The sequence below is a fragment of the Thalassotalea fusca genome, assembly GCF_053485835.1.
The window spans coordinates 1-19032 of record NZ_JBQRUN010000024.1; the positions used below are offsets into that span (position 1 = coordinate 1).

General features: G+C 36.0%; 25 protein-coding genes and 2 tRNA genes. 19 read left to right on the plus strand and 8 right to left on the minus strand.

The features are described from left to right. Positions 1-233 precede the first annotated feature (233 nt). The gene (locus tag ACSLUK_RS18335; protein WP_448550246.1) at positions 234-434 is read left to right on the plus strand and encodes a cytoplasmic protein; all 201 of its coding nucleotides are present in this window, start codon (positions 234-236) and stop codon (positions 432-434) included. A gap of 2 nt (positions 435-436) precedes the next feature. On the opposite strand, the gene ACSLUK_RS18340 is transcribed toward ACSLUK_RS18335, so the two are convergent. The 6 genes from ACSLUK_RS18340 to ACSLUK_RS18365 all read right to left on the minus strand — a co-directional run bounded on the left by ACSLUK_RS18340 (position 437) and on the right by ACSLUK_RS18365 (position 3274). Next, a complete protein-coding gene (locus ACSLUK_RS18340; RefSeq protein WP_448550247.1) occupies positions 437-769 on the minus strand; it encodes a TusE/DsrC/DsvC family sulfur relay protein in 333 nt (110 codons plus the stop codon). 10 nt (positions 770-779) lie between these two features. Further along, on the minus strand, positions 780-1067 hold the full coding sequence (tusB, locus tag ACSLUK_RS18345) for a sulfurtransferase complex subunit TusB (RefSeq protein WP_448550248.1): 288 nt from the start codon (positions 1065-1067) through the stop codon (positions 780-782). A 1-nt stretch (position 1068) separates the two neighbouring features. Next, positions 1069-1428, minus strand: coding sequence for a sulfurtransferase complex subunit TusC (gene tusC, locus ACSLUK_RS18350; protein WP_448550249.1), 360 nt, complete (start codon positions 1426-1428; stop codon positions 1069-1071). Beyond that, a complete protein-coding gene (gene tusD, locus ACSLUK_RS18355; protein ID WP_448550250.1) occupies positions 1425-1796 on the minus strand; it encodes a sulfurtransferase complex subunit TusD in 372 nt (123 codons plus the stop codon). Before tusD ends, tusC begins: the two co-directional genes overlap by 4 nt. Before the next feature lie 76 nt (positions 1797-1872). Next, positions 1873-2538 carry a Bax inhibitor-1/YccA family protein gene (locus ACSLUK_RS18360; protein WP_448550251.1) on the minus strand — a complete coding sequence of 222 codons (666 nt, stop codon included), beginning with the start codon at positions 2536-2538 and terminating at the stop codon, positions 1873-1875. A 133-nt stretch (positions 2539-2671) separates the two neighbouring features. Next, positions 2672-3274 carry a DNA-3-methyladenine glycosylase I gene (locus tag ACSLUK_RS18365; RefSeq protein WP_448550252.1) on the minus strand — a complete coding sequence of 201 codons (603 nt, stop codon included), beginning with the start codon at positions 3272-3274 and terminating at the stop codon, positions 2672-2674. Between the two features lie 253 nt (positions 3275-3527). Between ACSLUK_RS18365 and ACSLUK_RS18370 the strand changes: the two genes are divergently transcribed. The 17 genes from ACSLUK_RS18370 (at position 3528) to ACSLUK_RS18450 (ending at position 17757) form a co-directional block, all read left to right on the plus strand. Next, positions 3528-3618: transfer RNA gene (locus ACSLUK_RS18370), tRNA-Ser, on the plus strand. A 63-nt stretch (positions 3619-3681) separates the two neighbouring features. Further along, positions 3682-3772, plus strand: a tRNA-Ser gene (locus ACSLUK_RS18375). 235 nt (positions 3773-4007) lie between these two features. Beyond that, entirely contained in the window at positions 4008-4724 is a 717-nt protein-coding gene (locus ACSLUK_RS18380) for an NYN domain-containing protein (protein ID WP_448550253.1), read from the plus strand. Between the two features lie 25 nt (positions 4725-4749). Further along, positions 4750-5505 (plus strand): nuclease-related domain-containing protein, encoded by a 756-nt coding sequence (locus ACSLUK_RS18385; RefSeq protein WP_448550254.1) that lies wholly within the window; start codon positions 4750-4752, stop codon positions 5503-5505. A 73-nt stretch (positions 5506-5578) separates the two neighbouring features. Continuing rightward, positions 5579-7207: an AAA family ATPase gene (locus tag ACSLUK_RS18390; protein ID WP_448550255.1), complete on the plus strand. Its 1629-nt coding sequence runs from the start codon at positions 5579-5581 to the stop codon at positions 7205-7207. After that, positions 7204-8268: a hypothetical protein gene (locus ACSLUK_RS18395; RefSeq protein WP_448550256.1), complete on the plus strand. Its 1065-nt coding sequence runs from the start codon at positions 7204-7206 to the stop codon at positions 8266-8268. Before ACSLUK_RS18390 ends, ACSLUK_RS18395 begins: the two co-directional genes overlap by 4 nt. A 403-nt stretch (positions 8269-8671) precedes the next feature. Beyond that, a complete protein-coding gene (locus tag ACSLUK_RS18400) occupies positions 8672-9118 on the plus strand; it encodes a hypothetical protein (protein WP_448550257.1) in 447 nt (148 codons plus the stop codon). Positions 9119-9495: 377 nt separating this feature from the next. Next, a complete protein-coding gene (locus ACSLUK_RS18405; protein ID WP_448550258.1) occupies positions 9496-9942 on the plus strand; it encodes an FAD synthase family protein in 447 nt (148 codons plus the stop codon). Beyond that, complete coding sequence (locus ACSLUK_RS18410) at positions 9939-10550, plus strand: SDR family oxidoreductase (protein WP_448550259.1); 612 nt, start codon at positions 9939-9941, stop codon at positions 10548-10550. The genes ACSLUK_RS18405 and ACSLUK_RS18410 overlap by 4 nt, the downstream gene beginning before the upstream one ends. A gap of 277 nt (positions 10551-10827) precedes the next feature. Continuing rightward, the gene (locus ACSLUK_RS18415; RefSeq protein ID WP_448550260.1) at positions 10828-11055 is read left to right on the plus strand and encodes a hypothetical protein; all 228 of its coding nucleotides are present in this window, start codon (positions 10828-10830) and stop codon (positions 11053-11055) included. Between the two features lie 70 nt (positions 11056-11125). Then, on the plus strand, positions 11126-11338 hold the full coding sequence (locus ACSLUK_RS18420) for a hypothetical protein (RefSeq protein WP_448550261.1): 213 nt from the start codon (positions 11126-11128) through the stop codon (positions 11336-11338). A gap of 45 nt (positions 11339-11383) precedes the next feature. Then, the gene (locus ACSLUK_RS18425) at positions 11384-11938 is read left to right on the plus strand and encodes an MgtC/SapB family protein (protein WP_448550262.1); all 555 of its coding nucleotides are present in this window, start codon (positions 11384-11386) and stop codon (positions 11936-11938) included. A gap of 401 nt (positions 11939-12339) precedes the next feature. Then, positions 12340-13527 carry a tetratricopeptide repeat protein gene (locus ACSLUK_RS18430; RefSeq protein ID WP_448550263.1) on the plus strand — a complete coding sequence of 396 codons (1188 nt, stop codon included), beginning with the start codon at positions 12340-12342 and terminating at the stop codon, positions 13525-13527. Next, complete coding sequence (locus ACSLUK_RS18435; protein WP_448550264.1) at positions 13511-14494, plus strand: M20/M25/M40 family metallo-hydrolase; 984 nt, start codon at positions 13511-13513, stop codon at positions 14492-14494. The genes ACSLUK_RS18430 and ACSLUK_RS18435 overlap by 17 nt, the downstream gene beginning before the upstream one ends. 66 nt (positions 14495-14560) lie before the next feature. Further along, positions 14561-15118, plus strand: coding sequence for a phosphoribosyltransferase (locus tag ACSLUK_RS18440; protein ID WP_448550265.1), 558 nt, complete (start codon positions 14561-14563; stop codon positions 15116-15118). 56 nt (positions 15119-15174) lie between these two features. Beyond that, complete coding sequence (locus tag ACSLUK_RS18445; RefSeq protein WP_448550266.1) at positions 15175-16377, plus strand: alkaline phosphatase family protein; 1203 nt, start codon at positions 15175-15177, stop codon at positions 16375-16377. Positions 16378-16536: 159 nt separating this feature from the next. Next, a complete protein-coding gene (locus ACSLUK_RS18450; RefSeq protein WP_448550267.1) occupies positions 16537-17757 on the plus strand; it encodes an EAL and HDOD domain-containing protein in 1221 nt (406 codons plus the stop codon). Between the two features lie 89 nt (positions 17758-17846). Here ACSLUK_RS18450 and ACSLUK_RS18455 read toward each other — a convergent pair whose 3' ends face one another. Further along, positions 17847-18248 (minus strand): response regulator, encoded by a 402-nt coding sequence (locus ACSLUK_RS18455; protein ID WP_448550268.1) that lies wholly within the window; start codon positions 18246-18248, stop codon positions 17847-17849. Positions 18249-18258: 10 nt separating this feature from the next. Beyond that, on the minus strand, positions 18259-18660 hold the full coding sequence (locus tag ACSLUK_RS18460) for a response regulator (RefSeq protein WP_448550269.1): 402 nt from the start codon (positions 18658-18660) through the stop codon (positions 18259-18261). A gap of 196 nt (positions 18661-18856) precedes the next feature. Here ACSLUK_RS18460 and ACSLUK_RS18465 point away from each other — a divergent pair, with 196 nt between their 5' ends. After that, positions 18857-19027, plus strand: a complete 171-nt coding sequence (locus tag ACSLUK_RS18465; RefSeq protein ID WP_448550270.1) for a hypothetical protein — start codon at positions 18857-18859, stop codon at positions 19025-19027. The last annotated feature ends 5 nt before the right edge of the window (positions 19028-19032 follow it).

Sequence of the window (19032 nt, forward strand, 5' to 3'; positions counted from 1 at the left end):
ACCAACATATAAGAACAAATAGAATGGAAAAAAGCTCTAATCGCAAAATATCGCGATCGCAGCCTACGGCTGCTTATAAAAAACAAACCCCGTATAAAATAACGGGGTTTGTCAGTAGTCTGAAAGGTGCCAAATGGCACCTTTTTTGTGTCTGCAAGAAAACTGTACTAAAGTATTTTTAATTCCAGCCGATAACTTTTTGAATAAAACGTCGTACTTTAGAGGAGTGTTTTATGTCTTTAACGATTAATAGCCATGATAGTGTACAAACAAATACCGAAACCGCTCATGCTGTTAAAACAGCTAAGCTTGCAAAGAATCAGCAAGAATTAGAAGGGGAAATGGCGTTAAACTTAATTCAATCGGCTACAAGTGCCCAAGCTGTAAGTCCGCCGGTAGGTAACAGCGGACATAACATAAATATTACTGTGTGAACTTAGATACAGCGTGCGGGTTTAGGTAAGCCCGCATATTTTGTTGCTTGCTTGGCGGGTCCGTCTGTAAATAACCGATATAAATATCGACTACTTGCTTTTTCCTCACCAAATTCTGCTTTCATCGCTTTGGTTAGTGCTCTAATGGCAGGAGAAGTGTTGTACGTTAAATAAAACTGACGTACAAATCTAATAACCTCCCAATGAGATTCTGTTAGTTGCACGTTATCTTCATTGGCAAGCGCAACTGCTACGCCTTCATCCCATTCAAGATGGTCAATCAAATAACCATTCTTATCTAATGAAATCTTTTTGTTGTTTACTTCAATATACATATAAATCTGTTTACCAAGTAATAGTGGACTGATATTTTGTGAATAGCTCAGTCAATGTTTCAAAATTTATGGCTTCTATACCATTGGGCAATTTAATGTTGCGCGCTTGAATATGTGATTCTACGACACAAATTGCACTATTAGTTATTTCCATGCAAGTTGTCAGATGCTGATGGTTTATTAGATAACTGCCATCATCAATGAGCACGATTTTGTCGTCAGCATTTAATACCGATAACATGTTGTCTATTTGATGACTGCTAAATGGTGATGTTCGTAATAAATGTAGAATTGTCATGCTAAAACCTTAAACACGTGTTGTGCTGACGAATACTCTCTTTCAACTCTGCCTTGCTTAATACAACTACACCGTCTACATGAAATGTTTCTGTCAGCCCTCTGGCCATTAGGCTTTCTTCACACACGTATAAGTGTTCTATGTCGTAAAATTCAAAAGCAGCGAATGTTTTAAATACGTCTTTTACTTGTAAAAGATCAGGTTGCTGATTTGCCATTAACTGATAAACACCGTCACCGATAAAATATAGGTGCACGTCTTGTTCGTATGAGCCCATGATCATCGCGACATCAATCGAATCCTTAATTTCTGTACTACCTAAAGGCGCACAAGTATTTATCAGTGCAATTGAATTATTCATAGCTTGATAACCTTATCTGCCTTCGACGTTAGCTCAACTAGTTGGCCTAATCCTGACACTTGAAAAGCAGGGGATATGTGTTCAAAATCCTCTTGTTCGGTTTCTTCTATTAATCCGTGTTTTTCTGCAGCGGTACTACAAAGGTGTAAAGGGACTGCTGAAGATTCGGTAAACGCGCTCCATGCATTAGTTGTTTGATATTCATCATTTGGAATGCACAAATACTCACTCGCATTCAACACACCTTCTTGATAAAAAAAGACGCCTAATAGTTCATGTTTTTGCGCGACAATCGCATTCGCAATATTAATCGCGGTGACTGTTTTCGGGTCAGTTGGTTTTGTTGTTACCATTAAGGCAAATTTCATTGCAAATTTTCCAAATACCAATAATAAAAAAGCCCCTTAAAAGGGGCTTTTATTATAAATCATTTAGTTGCAGAAATTAATCATCACTGCCAAATGCGCCTAGTAAGTGAAGTAGGCTTGTGAAAATATTATAAATATTCAAGTAAAGTGATACTGTCGCACGAATATAGTTCGTTTCACCGCCATGGATGATACGGCTAGTATCAAACAGGATTAAGCCAGACATAATCATGATGATTGCAGCGCTAATCGCTAGTGATACAGCTGGTACGGCAAAGAAAATGTTTGCTATTGCTGCAATAATTACAACGATTAAGCCAACCATTAAAAAGCCACCCATGAAAGAAAAATCTTTCTTAGACGTTAATGCATAACCAGATAATGCAAAGAAGATTAGTGCTGTTCCACCCAGCGCTTGCATAATCAAAGAACCGCCACCAGGAAGACCAGCGTAATAGTTAAGCATTGGGCCTAAAGAAGCTCCCATTAAGCCAGTAAATGCAAATATCCAAAAAATGCCATTTGCTTTGTCAGCTTGCTTATGTACAACAAATAATAAACCAAAAGCGACTAGAGTCATTACTAACGCCGCTAAGTGAGATAAGCCCATTGCCATTGAAATACCAGCAGTGACCGCACTAAATGCTAATGTCATCGACAACAGCATATAAGTGTTTTTCAAAACTTTATTGATTTCAATTGCAGAACTACGTGCCGCATTAAAACTCAAATTCGATTGCATAATCATTCCTCTAAGAACTTTAATTATATTTATTAGATAAGGTCACCTTATCAGAGTTCAAGTCATATTTTTATTACGATTTCAAAAATAAGCAAGAACTTTGACATATTATGACACGCACTTTTAAAAATTGCTATGTTGTTTTTTGTGATAATAAGTTGAGAACTTCATCTCTTCTGTAACACGATATTGCATGGTCCATTACCATACCGCAGGCTTGCATATGCGCATAACATATTGTTGAACCAACAAATTTAAAACCACGCTTTTTAAGGTCTTTACTCCAAGCGTCTGATTCCGGTGAAGTAGAAGGGTAGTCAGATAGTTCATCTATATTGTTAATTATTGTTTCACCATTGACGAATGACCACATGTAATCACTAAAAGAGCCAAACTCTTTTTGTACTTCTATAAAACGCTTAGCATTATTAATAGTGGCAGTGATTTTAGCGCGATTACGTATAATGCCCTTGTCCTGCATTAATTGTTCAACATCATCATCGGTTAAAGCGGCGACTTTTTCTACATCAAATTGACAAAACGCTTCCCGATAGCTTTCTCTTCTTTTCAAGATGGTATACCAGCTAAGCCCGGCCTGTGCCCCCTCTAGCGTAATAAACTCGAATAGTTTTTTATCTTCATAAACAGGTACGCCCCATTCTTCATCGTGGTAACGCACATAATCCGGCTTGCTTGTATCTACCCAAGGGCAGCGGCATTTTTCTGTTTGGTCCATTTACAGTTCCATTAAGATCTAAAGTAACTGTAAAAATACACAGTATTAAGTTCATTCGTCAAGTAATAGCTAATTCTAAATGATTAAAATCTTAATTTTTTTTCAAAGAATTACGAAATAATTGAATAAATTGCTTTAATTTACTGCGAATTGCATATTTTTTTAGCAAACAGTCGTATTCGATTGAATTAATGCTTTACAACGGTTTTGTGACACATTAATATTCGCACCGTCTTAACGCAGTAGCGTTTTAGGTGAGATGGCTGAGTGGTCGAAAGCACCGGTCTTGAAAACCGGCAGGGGTTTGTAGCCCCTCTAGGGTTCAAATCCCTATCTCACCGCCATATTCTTGAACCCCGCACTATGTGCGGGGTTCAGACTCTACACGTTAAGCACAACAAGTTTTAGGTGAGATGGCTGAGTGGTCGAAAGCACCGGTCTTGAAAACCGGCAGGGGTTTGTAGCCCCTCTAGGGTTCAAATCCCTATCTCACCGCCATATTAGATAAAGCCCGATTCGAAAGAGTCGGGCTTTTTCGTTCTAGGGATAGAATACGATTCTTCGTCACCAAACTTGTAAGTCTTACTTAGTTGTGTCAAATATCTGGTACTTGTACATATTAAATAATATTTCTTTCTGCTTTTAAAATGATTGATTTCATTGGAATTAGTTTAAATTCTAAGTGGATTGTGGCATAAATGTACTCGTAGAGTAACAGTAAAAGGATGTTGACTTGAAAGACAAGGAAAAAATAGCACTTTTCATTGATGCTGATAACGCACCTGCTAAAAAGATTGATGTAATACTATCTGAATTAGCACGGTATGGAGTAGTAAATATCCGCAAAGCCTATGGTAATTGGAAGAGTCCATGTATTCAGGCATGGGAAGACGTTCTGCATGAATATGCAATTCAACCTATCCAACAATTTGATCTCACTAAAGGTAAAAATGCCACAGACATAGCGCTTGTTATAGATGTTATGGATACGCTTAACACAAAAGATGTAGATATTATTTGTTTAGTTTCTTCCGACTGTGATTTTACACCTTTAGTAACTCGTGCTTTGGCAGACGGTAAATTAGTGATCGGTTTTGGGGAAAGGAAAGCACCAAATGCCTTTGTTAATAGTTGTTCCAAGTTTTTGTATCTTGATGATATGGAACAAACGGAGCAGCCAACTCAAAAACGTAAACCCAGTATAAAAAGTGATACTCGCTTAATGAACATGTTACGTCAGGCAGTTGAAGCATCTGAAGATGACGATGGTTGGGCGCAATTAGGGCCGATTGGCAAGCATATATCTAACCATGCATCTTTTGATCAACGTAACTATGGTTTTAAAAAGTTAAGTGATCTGTTCGCGGCAATAGATTTATTTGAAATGAAGCGTACAAATGGCTCCGCAACATGGGTTAGAGACATTCGTAAGCACAAGGCTGTTAACTAACATTAGGGCGTTAAAGAGCTTATAAATGGATTTATCAATTTACCTCAATATGTTGATTAGTGGCGCTTGGTATTTAATACCCATCTTCATATTTGCTGTCATTATAAAATCTTCATGGTTCAAAGGCATAATTGGCGAGTGGCAAGTTAACTTGCTTATTAAGTTTTTCTTAGACAAAAACGATTATCACCTTATTAAAAACATAACACTACCAACTGAGGATGGAACTACTCAGATTGATCACATCATAGTTTCTAAATTTGGCATATTTGTGATTGAAACAAAGAATATGAAAGGTTGGATCTTTGGTAGTAAAAACCAAAAGCAATGGACGCAACAAATCTTTAAACACAAGTCTAAATTTCAGAATCCGCTTCACCAAAACTATAAGCATGTCAAAACTTTAGAAGCTTGTTTGAACGCAAAGAATGATAGTATATTCTCAGTCATTATCTTTATTGGAGATAGTACCTTTAAAACCCAAATGCCTGAGAATGTAAGGTTCGCTCGTGGTGGTATTGAATATATTAAAAGTAAGAAAGAAATTGTTTTTACCAACGATGAACTAGCCAATATTGTCGTTCAGATTGAAAGTGGCTGCTTGGAGCGTGGATTCAAGACAAATCGCCAACATGTTAAGCATGTAAAAAATATCGTTAAAGCAAAACCTGATATTGAACGGTGCGCAAAATGCGGTTCCGAAATGGTGTTACGCAAAGCAACCAAAGGTAAAAAAGTAGGAAATGAATTTTGTGGGTGTAGTGCATTTCATAAATGTTGAAATGTAATTAGTTGAAAATCAGTAGCTGAAGATTATATCGCAATATCCTTGAAATATATGGTAAATAATTAATATGAAAATTTGTTTTATTTGGGTAAAAGAGTTTAGAAGTTTTAAGAATTTTGGGTTAAACCTTAGCAGTGACTATATATATGGGTTTAATGAATCAACTAATTCTTTAAGCCGCAAAGAACAAAAATCATTACCTTCTAACTTTTATGGTGATGGTGTAGAGGATATAACCGGACTTTTTGGCAAGAATGGGTCGGGTAAGAGTAATTGCCTTGAGTTGATATGTATGTTGCTAAAAGGAGGGAAGTCTAAGGTTAAAAGTGACTTTTTAATTGTTTATGAAAAAGATGGACATTTTTTTTGTAGTATTTCCATGAAGGATATTCGATACATTGGTCCAAAAAGTAACTTTGATGTAAGTTATCAAAAGTATGAAAAAGAGATCTCTGGTATTAAAGTTATCTATTTTTCTAATGTATATGACCGTAGACCTAACTATTTTTCTCCGCAAGTGTCCGATCTTTCAATGAATAATTTGGCCAAAAAGTCTAAACAAAAATCTAATAGTTTTTTTGACCAGATAGACTTTATAGAATCAAGTAAATTTAAACTTTTAGAAATTCCAATACCAAGCCAATTTTGTATTGAAATAGATATCATCCCTAAATTTAAAAATATCTCTATTAAAACTAAATTTGATAGAGAAATAGCTAATTTGAACAAAGTTATTAAAAATCGACTAAGAGATTTAACAACCAAAACAAGATTTACTCTTTCACTAAACTACTCTGTCTTTTTAAGTCTTTTAAACTCTGTTGAGAATCGTTCGGCAGAATCAACGAAGTTGTTAGAGTTTAATTTAAATGGATATTTGAATGATTTAATTGAGAGCAATTTAAAATCTAAAGAATTATCCAAAAATTTATTAGAAATGACATCAAAAATAGCAAAGGATCTTTTACCTATAGAAGAGTTCCGTGAATTTGAAGATTATCTTGATAGAATAGATGCCCTTGAAAACCTTGTTCCACTTATAGAAATTGAAAGTATTAAAAATAACTCTATAAAAGAAAGCTTTGTCGTTAATATGACAAACTCGAAATCAGATGATTTTGCATTGCTTTTAAAATGTTTAAGAGATAATGATAAAACTCTTTGTTCTTGGTTAGGAATTAGTTCAGGTCATGTTGCATATTTAAATCTTTTTTCATCTATTTTCAAGGAATTATATAGAAGTCGTAATGATGTGATTCTTTGTATTGACGAAGGTGATTTATATTTACACCCTCAATGGCAAATCGAATTTTTTGATAAACTACTAAATGTTTTGCCTAATTTATCAACGGGTAAGGTACAGATTGTTTTAACTTCACATTCTCCGTTTTTACTTTCTGATTTGCCTAACCAATCTATCACTGTATTAAGCTCTGATGAAACTAGTGAAGCAACTACAGGGAGTGTTATTGAACAAAAGACCTTTGGAGCAAACTTATATGAGCTGTACTCAAATTTGTTCTTTTTGAATAAAAATCGAACGGGTGTCTTTGCAAATAACAAAATTAAAAAATTACTTAGTCAAGTCGAAGCAACAAATACAGATATTAAACCAATGGATGTTCAGTCATTTTCTGAAATAATTGGAGATAAGGTAATAAAGCATTTATTGGATAAAAGGGTGAATGAGCAGTGATAAAAATTCAAGATTATATAGCTCACCCTAATCCTGAGCTATTTCTCAGACTAAAGTGCAATAACCTATACAATAAATTAAATCCGCGGCTCGCTGACGATACCGATTTTAAAAGTGTTTCATTAATCAAAAAGTTAGATAAATTATGTATGGAGTCTTCATCTGCAGCCTATATCGATAATATTGCAGATGGTTGCTCTTTAAAAGCCGCAAGGCATAATAGTTTTTTTAACTATTTAGCAGCTAACAATTATCTGAAATTAAAGGCATTAATAACTTCTAAACCAGATCAAATGTTATTGCTAAAAGATGAGATAAATCTACTTTTAGAAGATGGTGATCTATTCACTGAAAGTAGAGGGAGAACGACCCAAACAAAATTTGGAAAAGAGCTTTCTGGTAGATTGTTTAAATACTCTACGTATCGAGTTTCACAGTTCTGTGTAGAAACATATCAAGAATTAGGTTTTGGTAGAGCTACATGTGTATATTGTAATGCAGAAAGAATATCTATAGTACCTAAGAGACGAGATGGAGGGGTATCTCATAGAATCCGATTCGACTTAGATCATTTTTTTCCTCTAGTTCTTTATCCATATTTTGCACTGTCCTTTTATAACCATATCCCTTCATGCCATGGATGTAATTCACAGATTAAGGGTGAAAAGGATTTTCAATTAAGAACTCATATTCACCCATATATGGAATCTTTTGATGACATATATAAATTTTCAATCTCTGCAACAGCCCTTCATTCACAGGTTGTTGAAGAAGTAATTATAAATGAAACAGGCATTAAAACAGGTGACCTTACTGTTACTGATCTTGAAATATATGAAAACTATCAAGTGGAAAATGAAAATGTAGAAGAACTCATTGGAATCTTAAGAAGCTACGAACATCTATTAAATGAACATGATATCGAAGATTTCAAGTCAATGCTGTTTAATGTTGTCGGAGTTAAACAATTTAAGAAAGACATATTGAGTAAATCAAATAGTAAGTTGATGCGTGACATCACAAAACTGTTCGATAGTAGTAATTTGATGGAACTTGATTAGTTAAAGTTTAAATCAATTCTAATTGTAGTGTTCAAGCAAAATGGCCACAGTTTTATAGTTTTCCCAGTATCTTTTTTTCGCCATATTAGATAAAGCCCGATTCGAAAGAGTGGGGCTTTTTTCGTTTCGATCACGATTTAATTGTTATTTTCAGTATATGAATGCTTAATATAAATCAGCATAATTCACCTACGCCATTCCACAATAGCTAAGCGTTAAAATAAGCGCCTCTCATTCTAACTTCAGCAAAATTTGTTCACAGCAAGATCAATCCCAGAACACAAGGATTGTTCGGCACATTAAATTATTGGTTTATATTTAAACACTTTGATGGTTAAATGGTCACAAAGGGTGTTTAAAGTAATCAAATCAAGAATAAATAAAAAAAACGAGGGAAACTGGTATGGGAAATAAGAATAACAATGTTTTAATTGAAAACGAAAACCTATTTAGAGCGGTAACCTGCGCACCATTTGGCGTTGCTTTTTCTTTTTTCGCTATTAATGCAATACAATCAACAGGACCAGTATTGTTGGCGGTAATATTTATATTAATGGCACTATATTTTTCACTTAGCGCTTTAGCTTACGCGGCTTATTATACAAATGATTTGTTTCATACTGAGAAACGGCATGAAATAAGTAATGTGAATTTGTTCAAAACGCTATTTTACGCGCCAATTGCCATTCTATTTGTGTTGGTTGCGTTAGACTCTGTAATGTCGAGTGAACACTTGTTCTTTAAGGTGACATTAGTCCTTTTAGCCTCGTACGCCACGCTAAAAGCGCTAGCGCATGCTGCTTATTATACCAATGATTACCATGCGCTAAACACGGCACATGCTAGCTAGTTATTATCTTTAACTAAAATTGCGCTGACTTTGCTTTATAGCTACGGCAAAGTCTGTGCTAGTTTAATTCTCAAAATTCTTACACATCACTTAACTATCTATTGCGATTAATTAAACAAAACCGTAGTTTAATTGTTGTTGTTTGTGATAATTCCCCTTCATGTTATTGAGTAACTATCGTTAAATGTTGTAGTATGGCGCGTTATAGCAGCGCATTTGATTTAATTAAGTGATTAACATTTAAATTAAAAGTACAGGGCAGTTGTTCAGTTATATAATCAATTGTTAGCCTGTCTAATCGCTTTGGTCGTCAACGCAATTCAGTTTCAAATAGTTCAGTCTTTGCGCATAGCGAACGTCTGAAAAAGGGGTCAATTATGGGAAGTGTAGTGTACGTGTCTGGTACATTTGATTTGTTTCATCGAAATCATTTAAAAATGATTGAGTACGGTGCTGGTTTGGGCGATACGCTCATAGTTGGCGTAAGTACTGATGAACTCGTCTGCTCATACAAAAATCCACCAACAATTCCATTCGAAGAACGTATCGCAATTATCAGTGCGTTAAAATATCCCGACGTCGTAATTCCACAACGCTCATTAGAGCATACGCAACGTGTACAGGATCTCAACATCGACATTTTTGTTATTGGTGATGATTGGCGCGGAAAATACGATTATTTACGCGATCTAGGCGTAAAAGTATTTTATTTCCCTTATGGCGCGGGCATTAGCAGCACCAACTTAAAAAACAAAATTTACAATCAGTATCACGATTTGGTGAAAAAATCAGATACTCACGATCACCCTAAGCCAACATCATGAAGAAAATACTAATAACAGGCGGAGCCGGTGATTGGGCAACCAGTTTTGCCACTAAATACAAAGATCAATTTGCCATAACAACTACGGACAGACATACACTGGATGTAACAGATCCTGAAAGTGTTGCTGGCTTCTTTGATGGCAAGCACTTTGATGTTGTTATTAATAATGCTGGTTCGATACACCCCAAAACAATCTTGGAAGCTGACGAAGCTAAATGGATTAATGATATCAATGTTAATTTGATTGGAACGTTTTTGGTGAGCAAAAAAGCACTAGAAGCCAACAATAAGACCGTAATAATTAACATTTCTTCTACAGCGGGCTTTAACGCATATGCTAATTGGTCTTCTTACTGTAGTGCTAAAGCAGGTGTTATTACATTTTCAAAGTCTATCGCTAAAGACGGCTTTGAAGTGTATTGTCTTTGTCCTGGCGCAATAGATACCAAGTTCAGAGATGGTCTTAACTTATCTAATGACAATGCCATGCAATGTGATGATTTATCAAAGCACGTGATTGATGTGTTAAACGGTAATTATTCAAGTGGCGACCTACTGTTTATTCGTAAAAATGAATTCGTACTTAATCCAACCAACATTTCTTAAATTGTTTTTCCGCTAGAATACTGTTTATTTTAGCGGAAATTCACTCCTTCACATGTATCAACCGTAATATTCCTATTACGTCTTGTTTTTTCACCAAAATGTAATAATTCAACGCTATCTTTGAGTCGAGAGTTACAGCGTAGCTGTGTCTGGTAACTTGCGAGTTATACACAAAAAATTTTAATGTTGATGACAAAAATTATTTGCTTTCTTCTAAGCCTATATATCGACATTATTCGCTTTGCCAGAAGGTTTAGCATTTTAAAAGGTGTGAACGGTGAGCATAGATACATACGATGATACAGACTTTGAACTTGAAAATAGCTTAATTGTTGATTCTGAAATAGAAGCACTTGAACATTCTATGGGGTTTGGAAATAGATCTGACACCAAGAAGGCAGCAAGGCGACGGTATCTAATAAAAAAGAAGTTAGAATTGTTGGAAGAGCAAAGAACGTTGAATAAACATCTTAATTCGTTTTGTGACGATTGGGATTTTATTTAAGAGGACTACCATTCATTGAATACTTAAATTGAATGAATGCAGATTAATTAACTTAAAGATAGTTAGAAAAATGAGTAAGCAAAAAAGATCATTTCATGATGATCTAGATACACTAGACAATGATTGGGAACATGATTCTTATGATGAAGACGAATGTTCTGACGGTTTTAACAAGCACAGTGCCAAGCGCTGCAAGCGAAGCTTTGACCATAAAACACAACGAAAAATTGCTGCCAGAGAGGCTAGGCGTTCTAATAAATGGTCTGACGACTATGCCTATTAAATAAACTACACTAACATTAGCTGTAAATAACACCAGAGGATTGCTATGCAAACTCTCTGGTTGTCTGTTTTCAATTGTCCATGGAAAGCTGTCATAGAGATTTTATATATAGACATAGCCCCGTATAAGTGGCTATCCGTACTAACATCGTTAGTTTGCGGGACATTAATTGGTTTAGAGCGGCAAATTAGGGGTAAACCTGTAGGTATAAGAACGTCGTCTCTCATTGTTTTAGGTACCTACATATTCATAGCAACTGCTGACAGTGTCGTTACGCCTTCAACAATTTCTGATCCTTCTCGTATTATCGGTCAGGTAATAACAGGTGTGGGGTTTTTAGGCGCAGGGGTCATGCTAGCGAAAGATGGCGCGGTAGTAGGGGTCACTTCAGCTGCAAGTATATGGGTATTAGCAGCGATTGGCGTTATTATTTCTAAGGAAACTTATCTCGCGGCAATCTCTTTGTCGCTTGTGGTCGTTTTTATATTGGTTGGCGTTGACCTACTTGAAAACTACTCGCAACTATTTACTAAAGGCGTTCATAATAAATATCAACGTTGGAAAGAAAAGCCTATTCGATTTAAACGCCGAGAAAAATAACCTACAAATAAAAATGGCACTAATTATTAGTGCCATTCTTGCTCAATAATGCCGTCAATATTTACGATTATGTTTGAAGTACTGACGCAATAAACACGCTTAATACGACAAACAATACAACGCACACATCAACATATTGAAATTGATATTTCTTCACTCTTATAGCTCGTCAAAACTCAACTACATTGAGTTTCTATTAGCCAATGGTTCCCGTCAAATGTATTATTTTTGTCCTTATAATAGAAAATTTTTATCGCAATTCTCGTAGAGGTTTTACTTAGTCGCTATTGGTTATAAATAACTAATTGTAATAATTTATTAACATAGAATGGATTGACGTTCACTTATTGTACGATTGGTATATGATTAAACTATAGAAGTTTGTCGTAGAGGAATCGATTATGCGTCTGTTTGGGGTATTGTTTTTTACATTCTTTGTTACGCTTTTCATTAGTGGTTGTCAGTCGACAGCGAAATCCACTAAGCAACCCACCAATTTTCTGCACGATACTGAGATATTTGCTGATGACTATTTTGAAGGGTATGGTTCAGTTGACATTGAAAGCTTAGAAGAGGTTTTCGCGCTTAACGATGAGATGCGAGAACTTGTTGCTAAACGCTTATTGCCCGAACGTGATGAATTTAAAAGAGCGGAAAGACTGCTTAGAATTTTATTCCTCGAAAAAGAGAATGAAATTGACTATCGATACGGTGCGAACCTAGTCGCCCAGGATGCTTTTGACAATAGAGAAGCTAATTGCATGTCATTAACTATTATGGCCTATGCATTAGCAGAGGCCGCTGATCTTAAAGCAAGTTTTCAAGATGTTGATGTTCCTGAATATTGGATTAGAAGCGGCACATACAGTATGTTAACTGGGCATGTTAATATTTCTATTAAAAAACAACGGGAAGTCAATGTTGCAGTGGTGTGGGGAAATGAAGCGATTGAAATAGATTTTGATCCGCTTGTCGCCAAGCGCTCTTTCCCAAAGAAAAAGATTTCTAAAAACACTGTTCTTGCTATGTTCTATAATAATAAAGGTGCGCAATTCTTAGTAGACGATGACTTTGTTTCTGCTTATGGATACTTTAAAGCGTCAATTGAAACCGATCCGTTTTTCGCTGCTGCGTGGGGAAACTTAGGGATCTTATATCGCAAGATGAGTATGTATGATCATGCTGAGCGAGCTTATAAAACAGCAACAGACATAGATGGAGACAACCTAACTGCACTCACGAACTATGCGTTGTTATTACGCACTTTGGGCAAGATTGACAGGGCAGAATTAATTGAAAAATCTATCCACCAACAAAGACTTTCTAATCCATACTATCACGCGATGTTGGCTGACGAAGCACATTATGCAGGGGATTATCGAAAGGCAATCAGTAATTATCGAAAGGCAATCAAGCTCGACAGCAAGGTTCACGAATTTTATTTTGGTTTAGCGAAAGTTTATTTTGACTTGAATGAACTTGCATCAGCTAAGGCGCAATTGAAGCGAGCAATCCGTTTAAGCAAGAGATCTTCGATTCACAAAAAATATGAAGCAAAATTAGCGGTACTTAATGCTTACAACAGGTAGCTTGATTGCCAGATTCACTTTAACCATAGTCGCTAGTTTTTGGCTTAGCGGCTGTGCGTCTCAACAACCACAATTAACTCAAAGTTATCAATCGAGTGAGTTTCCATCGTTGATTAAGCACTTTAAGGTGTTGTCTTCAACTGAATTCCAAGGAAGAAAAACTCAAACTGCAGGTAGCGTAAAAACACAACAATATTTGACTTCAATATTAACAAAAGCCGGTATTTCGCCTTTCAATGGGCAATACCGACATGAATTTTCGTTTAGTAAATACTCAAAAAACTTAACTGGTACAAACGTTATAGGATTTATCCCTTGTAGCAACTCACCTTGTGAGAGATACATAATCTTATCAGCGCACTACGATCACTTAGGTCAGCCTGCAAATAACCGCATCTACTACGGTGCCGACGATAATGCGTCTGGCACTGCGGCATTGCTATCCATAGCGCAACGATTAGCTGCAGAACGGCTAAACCTAAATGTATTGGTGTTGTTTACTGATGCGGAAGAATTAAATTTAAATGGAGCAAAGGCATTCATCTCATCCAACCCTGTTGTTGTAGACAAAGCGGCGATTAATATCAATATGGACATGCTAGCAGGCGCAAATGAAACTAAGACTTTGCACTATATTTCACGTGGCATAGATACTTTATTAGGTACTAAACAAAAAGAACTCAAAAAATTAATGCGCAATCAGTCCATTAATATTCGTAGAAATTTTACAGGGGCAGCAAGTGGAACGAGGTTGTCAAAGCGGATGTGGATGAATGCTAGTGATCATGGTGCATTTAATCGAAATAACATTCCTTTTATATATTTTGGTGTTGGTACTCATAAGAACTATCATACGGTAAAAGATACATTTGAAAATGCGAACAAAACAATGCTAATTGGCGCTACAGAAGCTATTTACAATGTAATAATGCTCTTTGATAGTGAAATAAAGCGTACAAACAGGTAACGTTTTCTTGTCCAAATGGTTATAATTACTCAACCCTTGTAATTAATTTAAGATGGAAAGCAGAAAATGCAAAAGCGTTATATAACTGCTCAAGAATTGCTTGAAGATTCTTTTCGCGTAGCAGCCAAAGTTTATGAAGATGGCTTTAGACCTGAGTTTATCGTAGGTATTTGGCGAGGCGGCGCTCCAATTGGTATCGCAGTACAAGAATTTTTCGACTTCAAGAAAGTAGAAACAGATCACATTGCTGTGCGTACTTCTTCTTATTACGGCATAAACCAACAAAGCAAAGAAATTAAAGTGCATGGTTTGCACTATATTATTGAAAATGCGAATGCGACTGATGGTTTACTGATTGTTGATGACGTTTTTGATTCAGGTCGTAGCATTGACGCTTTAATTAAGCAACTGAAGGTACTAATGCGCAACAACATGCCACGCGATGTTCGTGTTGCATGCCCTTGGTACAAACCTAAGAATAGTAAAGTTGATATCAAACCTGACTACTATGTGCACGAATCAGAGGAGTGGCTTGTATTCCCACACGAATTGTCTGGTTTAACGGCTGAAGAAATAGAGCAAGGCAAAACAGACCTGACTAATATCAAAGACCTGTTTGTTTAATTTATAAAAGCGTAACACTTAGTTGTTACGCTTTTTTATTTGTAGTTGTACATATAATGAAAAAGATAATCGCTTATGCTGCAATCTGCTTTTCGAATTTGTTGTTCGCAAAGCCTATCACTGTGCTCGTATCAATCGACGGTTTTGCTAATTATTATCTTGAAAAGTATCAAGTACCATTTATACAAACTCTGGTAAAAAATGGTGCAAGTGCAGAGGCTATGTACCCGGTTTACCCATCTAAAACATTTCCGAACCATGTCTCGATAGTGACAGGGGTTTATCCAAGCGAACATGGGATTCTCCATAACAAGTTTTTTCACCCCGACATTGGCGAGTTATATAAACTTGGCGCTGGCAAAAAAGATAAAAGATGGTTAACCGCCAAGCCTATATGGACGATAGCAGAAGAACAACAGAAAAAGGCTTATCTATACTTTTGGCCAGAGTCAGAAGCGATTTCCTATGAGCAAAAAGCGTCTTACATTGAACCTTATGATCACGGTCGTAGTAACGAAACGCGGGTATCAAAAGTACTAGATTGGATTTGCAGTACTGAAGATGAAGTGCCTGATTTTGTATCTTTGTATTTCAGTTCAGTTGATACAGCAGGGCATGAACATGGTCAACATTCGCCTGAATTAACGAAAGCATTGACGAATGTTGATAATTTGCTTAAGCAACTAATCAATACTAGTCAACAGTGTAAACCAAACGGTGTAAATTTCGTCATTGTGTCTGATCACGGCATGACACCAGCAGGATCTTCTAACGCAATATATTATGAAGATATTGTTAAACATCATTCAAGTACGGTAGTAAATGGACAAACACAACTATTTGTTTATGAAAAAGATCGCAAAAAGCTAAATGATGTCCGATCACAGTTACAAAACTACCTCGACAACAACAAGATTAAGCAATTTAGAATTTTTCAAAAGGGTCAGTTCCCTGAGCATTGGCATTTAAACCCTAATCTAAGTGCAACACCTGATTTAATTGCAGATGCGTTACCACCTTATACTTTCGCAAATAAGGGTGAAAACGTGTCAGTTGAGACACATGGCTTTGACGCAACACTAGACCCCAATTTGCATGCGATATTCATAGGATATGGGCCATCATTTGAATCTGGAGCAACAGTGGCCGGTTTTCAAAATATTCACATAACTGCGTTATTAGCGCATTTGATTGATGTTGAGTTACCGGAAGAAGTTGATGCAAAACTTGACGTGTTTAGGCCGCTCTTAATTGAGTAAGCATTACTGTCAGAACTTAGTTAAATCGAGTATATTGGTTGTTTCGTGAGCAAATAGCCACCTAATTGCCCATTTTTAGTATTAACATTCGGTTGTGCTTTATTTTCGTTCATTTAATAGGTATGTTCTACATATCGTTAATAATAACTAAAAAATCAGATGTACAGTACTTATATCGCTAGACAGGCTATATTAGATAGAAACTCTAAAACGGTAGGTTATGAGCTTCTTTTTAGAGATAGCCCAGATAACAAATTTCCTGAGATTGATCCTGATATTGCAAGTTCAAAACTTATTATTCAGAACCATTTACAAGGTGACATTCAATCAATAAGCCTAGGTAAATTAGCGTTCATTAATTTTACTGAAAAATGTCTTATCAATAAGTACCCCTTAATGTTCGATAAGAAGAGCATCGTCATTGAGTTAGTTGGTCATTGTTCACCTTCAGAACGCTTAGTCAAAATCGTTAAGTTTTACTGCGAAAAAGGATACCGTATCGCGCTTACAGAATACGATTTAGACGATAAGTGGGATGCATTATTTCCCTATTTGTCAATTATCAAAGTAGATGTAGAGAAGGTTAATCCTAAGCGTTTAAAACCCGTCGTAAATCGTATAAAACCGTTTGGCATTAAATTAGCCGCTGAAAAAGTAGAAACTAACTTTCAGCTTCAAGCTTTAGCCGAAGTAGGGTTTAACTTTTATCAGGGCTTTTTCTATCATGAGCCTGAAATTGTAGAAGGGCAAACATTAGCACCAATCAAAACACAAATGCTTAACCTAATCAGCGAAACATTTAATCAACCACTTGATTACAGTGCTATTGCGGATATCATCAGTCACGACGTTAATCTCACCGTTGGACTACTGAAAATGGTTAATAATGTCGCTACTAGTACCCGAGTCGAAATTACGTCACTTAAACAAGCTACGGCGTATTTAGGCGAAGAAAAGCTTAAGCAATTCGTAACGATTTTGGCCTTATCTAAATTAACCACAGATAAAACAGATGAGGTATCGAAGCAGGCATTAATTACAGCGAAATTAATGACCGCTATAGCTACTGAAAATTCGTTTAAAGAAATTAGTGAATTTGCCTTTATTACAGGTTTACTAAGTTCTATAGAAACCGTACTAAGCATGCCAATCACAGAAATCGTTAAAACGATGCCATTAGCTGACCCAATCGTAAAAGCACTTGTGCAACGAGAAGGCTTATTGGGCGAACTTCTTGTATTAACTACAGAGTACATTACAGGCCGGGGAGATGCTGAGTCTCCACTCGTTTCAAAATATGGTATCAACATAGATTTCATTCACAAGGAATTTGTTGAAGCTAGCCGATGGTGCCAATCGCTCGGAATATTTAGTAAATAAAACCAAATTTAAGCTATTAAAAAGCCACAAGTGGTTAACACTCGTGGCTTTTTGTATTCTAGGATTTGCAGAAACTTTAATTGAAGGATCTAATTTACTTTTACAACACAGTTCTGGTGACAAATGTTGGTTAACAATGAAGCAAGATCATCATACAAGGTAGCTTTAGATACCACATAATCCGCCCCGCACTTGTTTGCAGCGTATAGGATTGTGTCGGTTGCATTGTCCTCAGCATGGCTACCTGATATAGCAATTACAGGTTGCTTACCGTTGTTTTTTATACAATCAATTAATTCAAAACCATCTACTTCTGGCATCTCAATATCTGTAACTATCAAGTCAAAATCATTGGCTAGGTAATAGCTTTTTGCTTTTGCGCTATCGGTAAAGCTAGTGATTCTTTTGTTATACGGAATATAAGTTTCTAATACGTCCTCTATAATGGTGATATCAATCGATGAATCATCAACTAGCAACACTTTAAACATAACCCCTCACTTAATGAATCGCTTGCTCCGTATGTTGCTTGCAAATTTTTGTTAGCACTTTCTGCAAATCTTCATACAAATTGGTTTTTGACACGATGTGGTCTGCACCACACACATTGGCAGTATATAGAATAGTTTTAGCACTACTTTCCTTTAACGGACTGCCTGAAACGGCAATTACCTCTTCGCCACCACCATTCTTGATGCAATTAATAAGATCAAATCCGTCTACATCCGGCATTTCTAAGTCGGTGACAATGAGGTCTATTTTATTCATTAGATAATACGCTTTTGCGTCTTCGCTGTTCGTAAATGCCGCGATTTGTTTTTCAAAGGGGATGGATGATTCCAATATATCTTTAAGTAATGTGATATCGATGCTTGAATCGTCTACAAGTAAAACTTTGTACATGGCCAAATCCTTTTATGAATAGCTCCATTGTATAAAAGTAGGAAAGATTTCGTGGATAGGCAATATAAATGCGGTAACTGACATTAATTAACTATTGCAAAATGTGTCTATAGCAAAAATTTGACTATAAATTTACATTGCAAATTTTGAAAACTCGTTCATAGTTTAAAGTGCGTTTAGTAAAAGGATATAAATTATGGATAAGGAAATGTTTGAGCGTCTTAATTACTTGTCAGAAAAACAATATCTTGAAGGCTTTAACAACGAAGAACGTGAAGAATTTACCGAGCTATTACATGCTTGGAATAAGTCGACGCACTATAATGTGTTTAATTTGGCAGAATACTTTAAATCAAGTGTAGATTAGCCTTG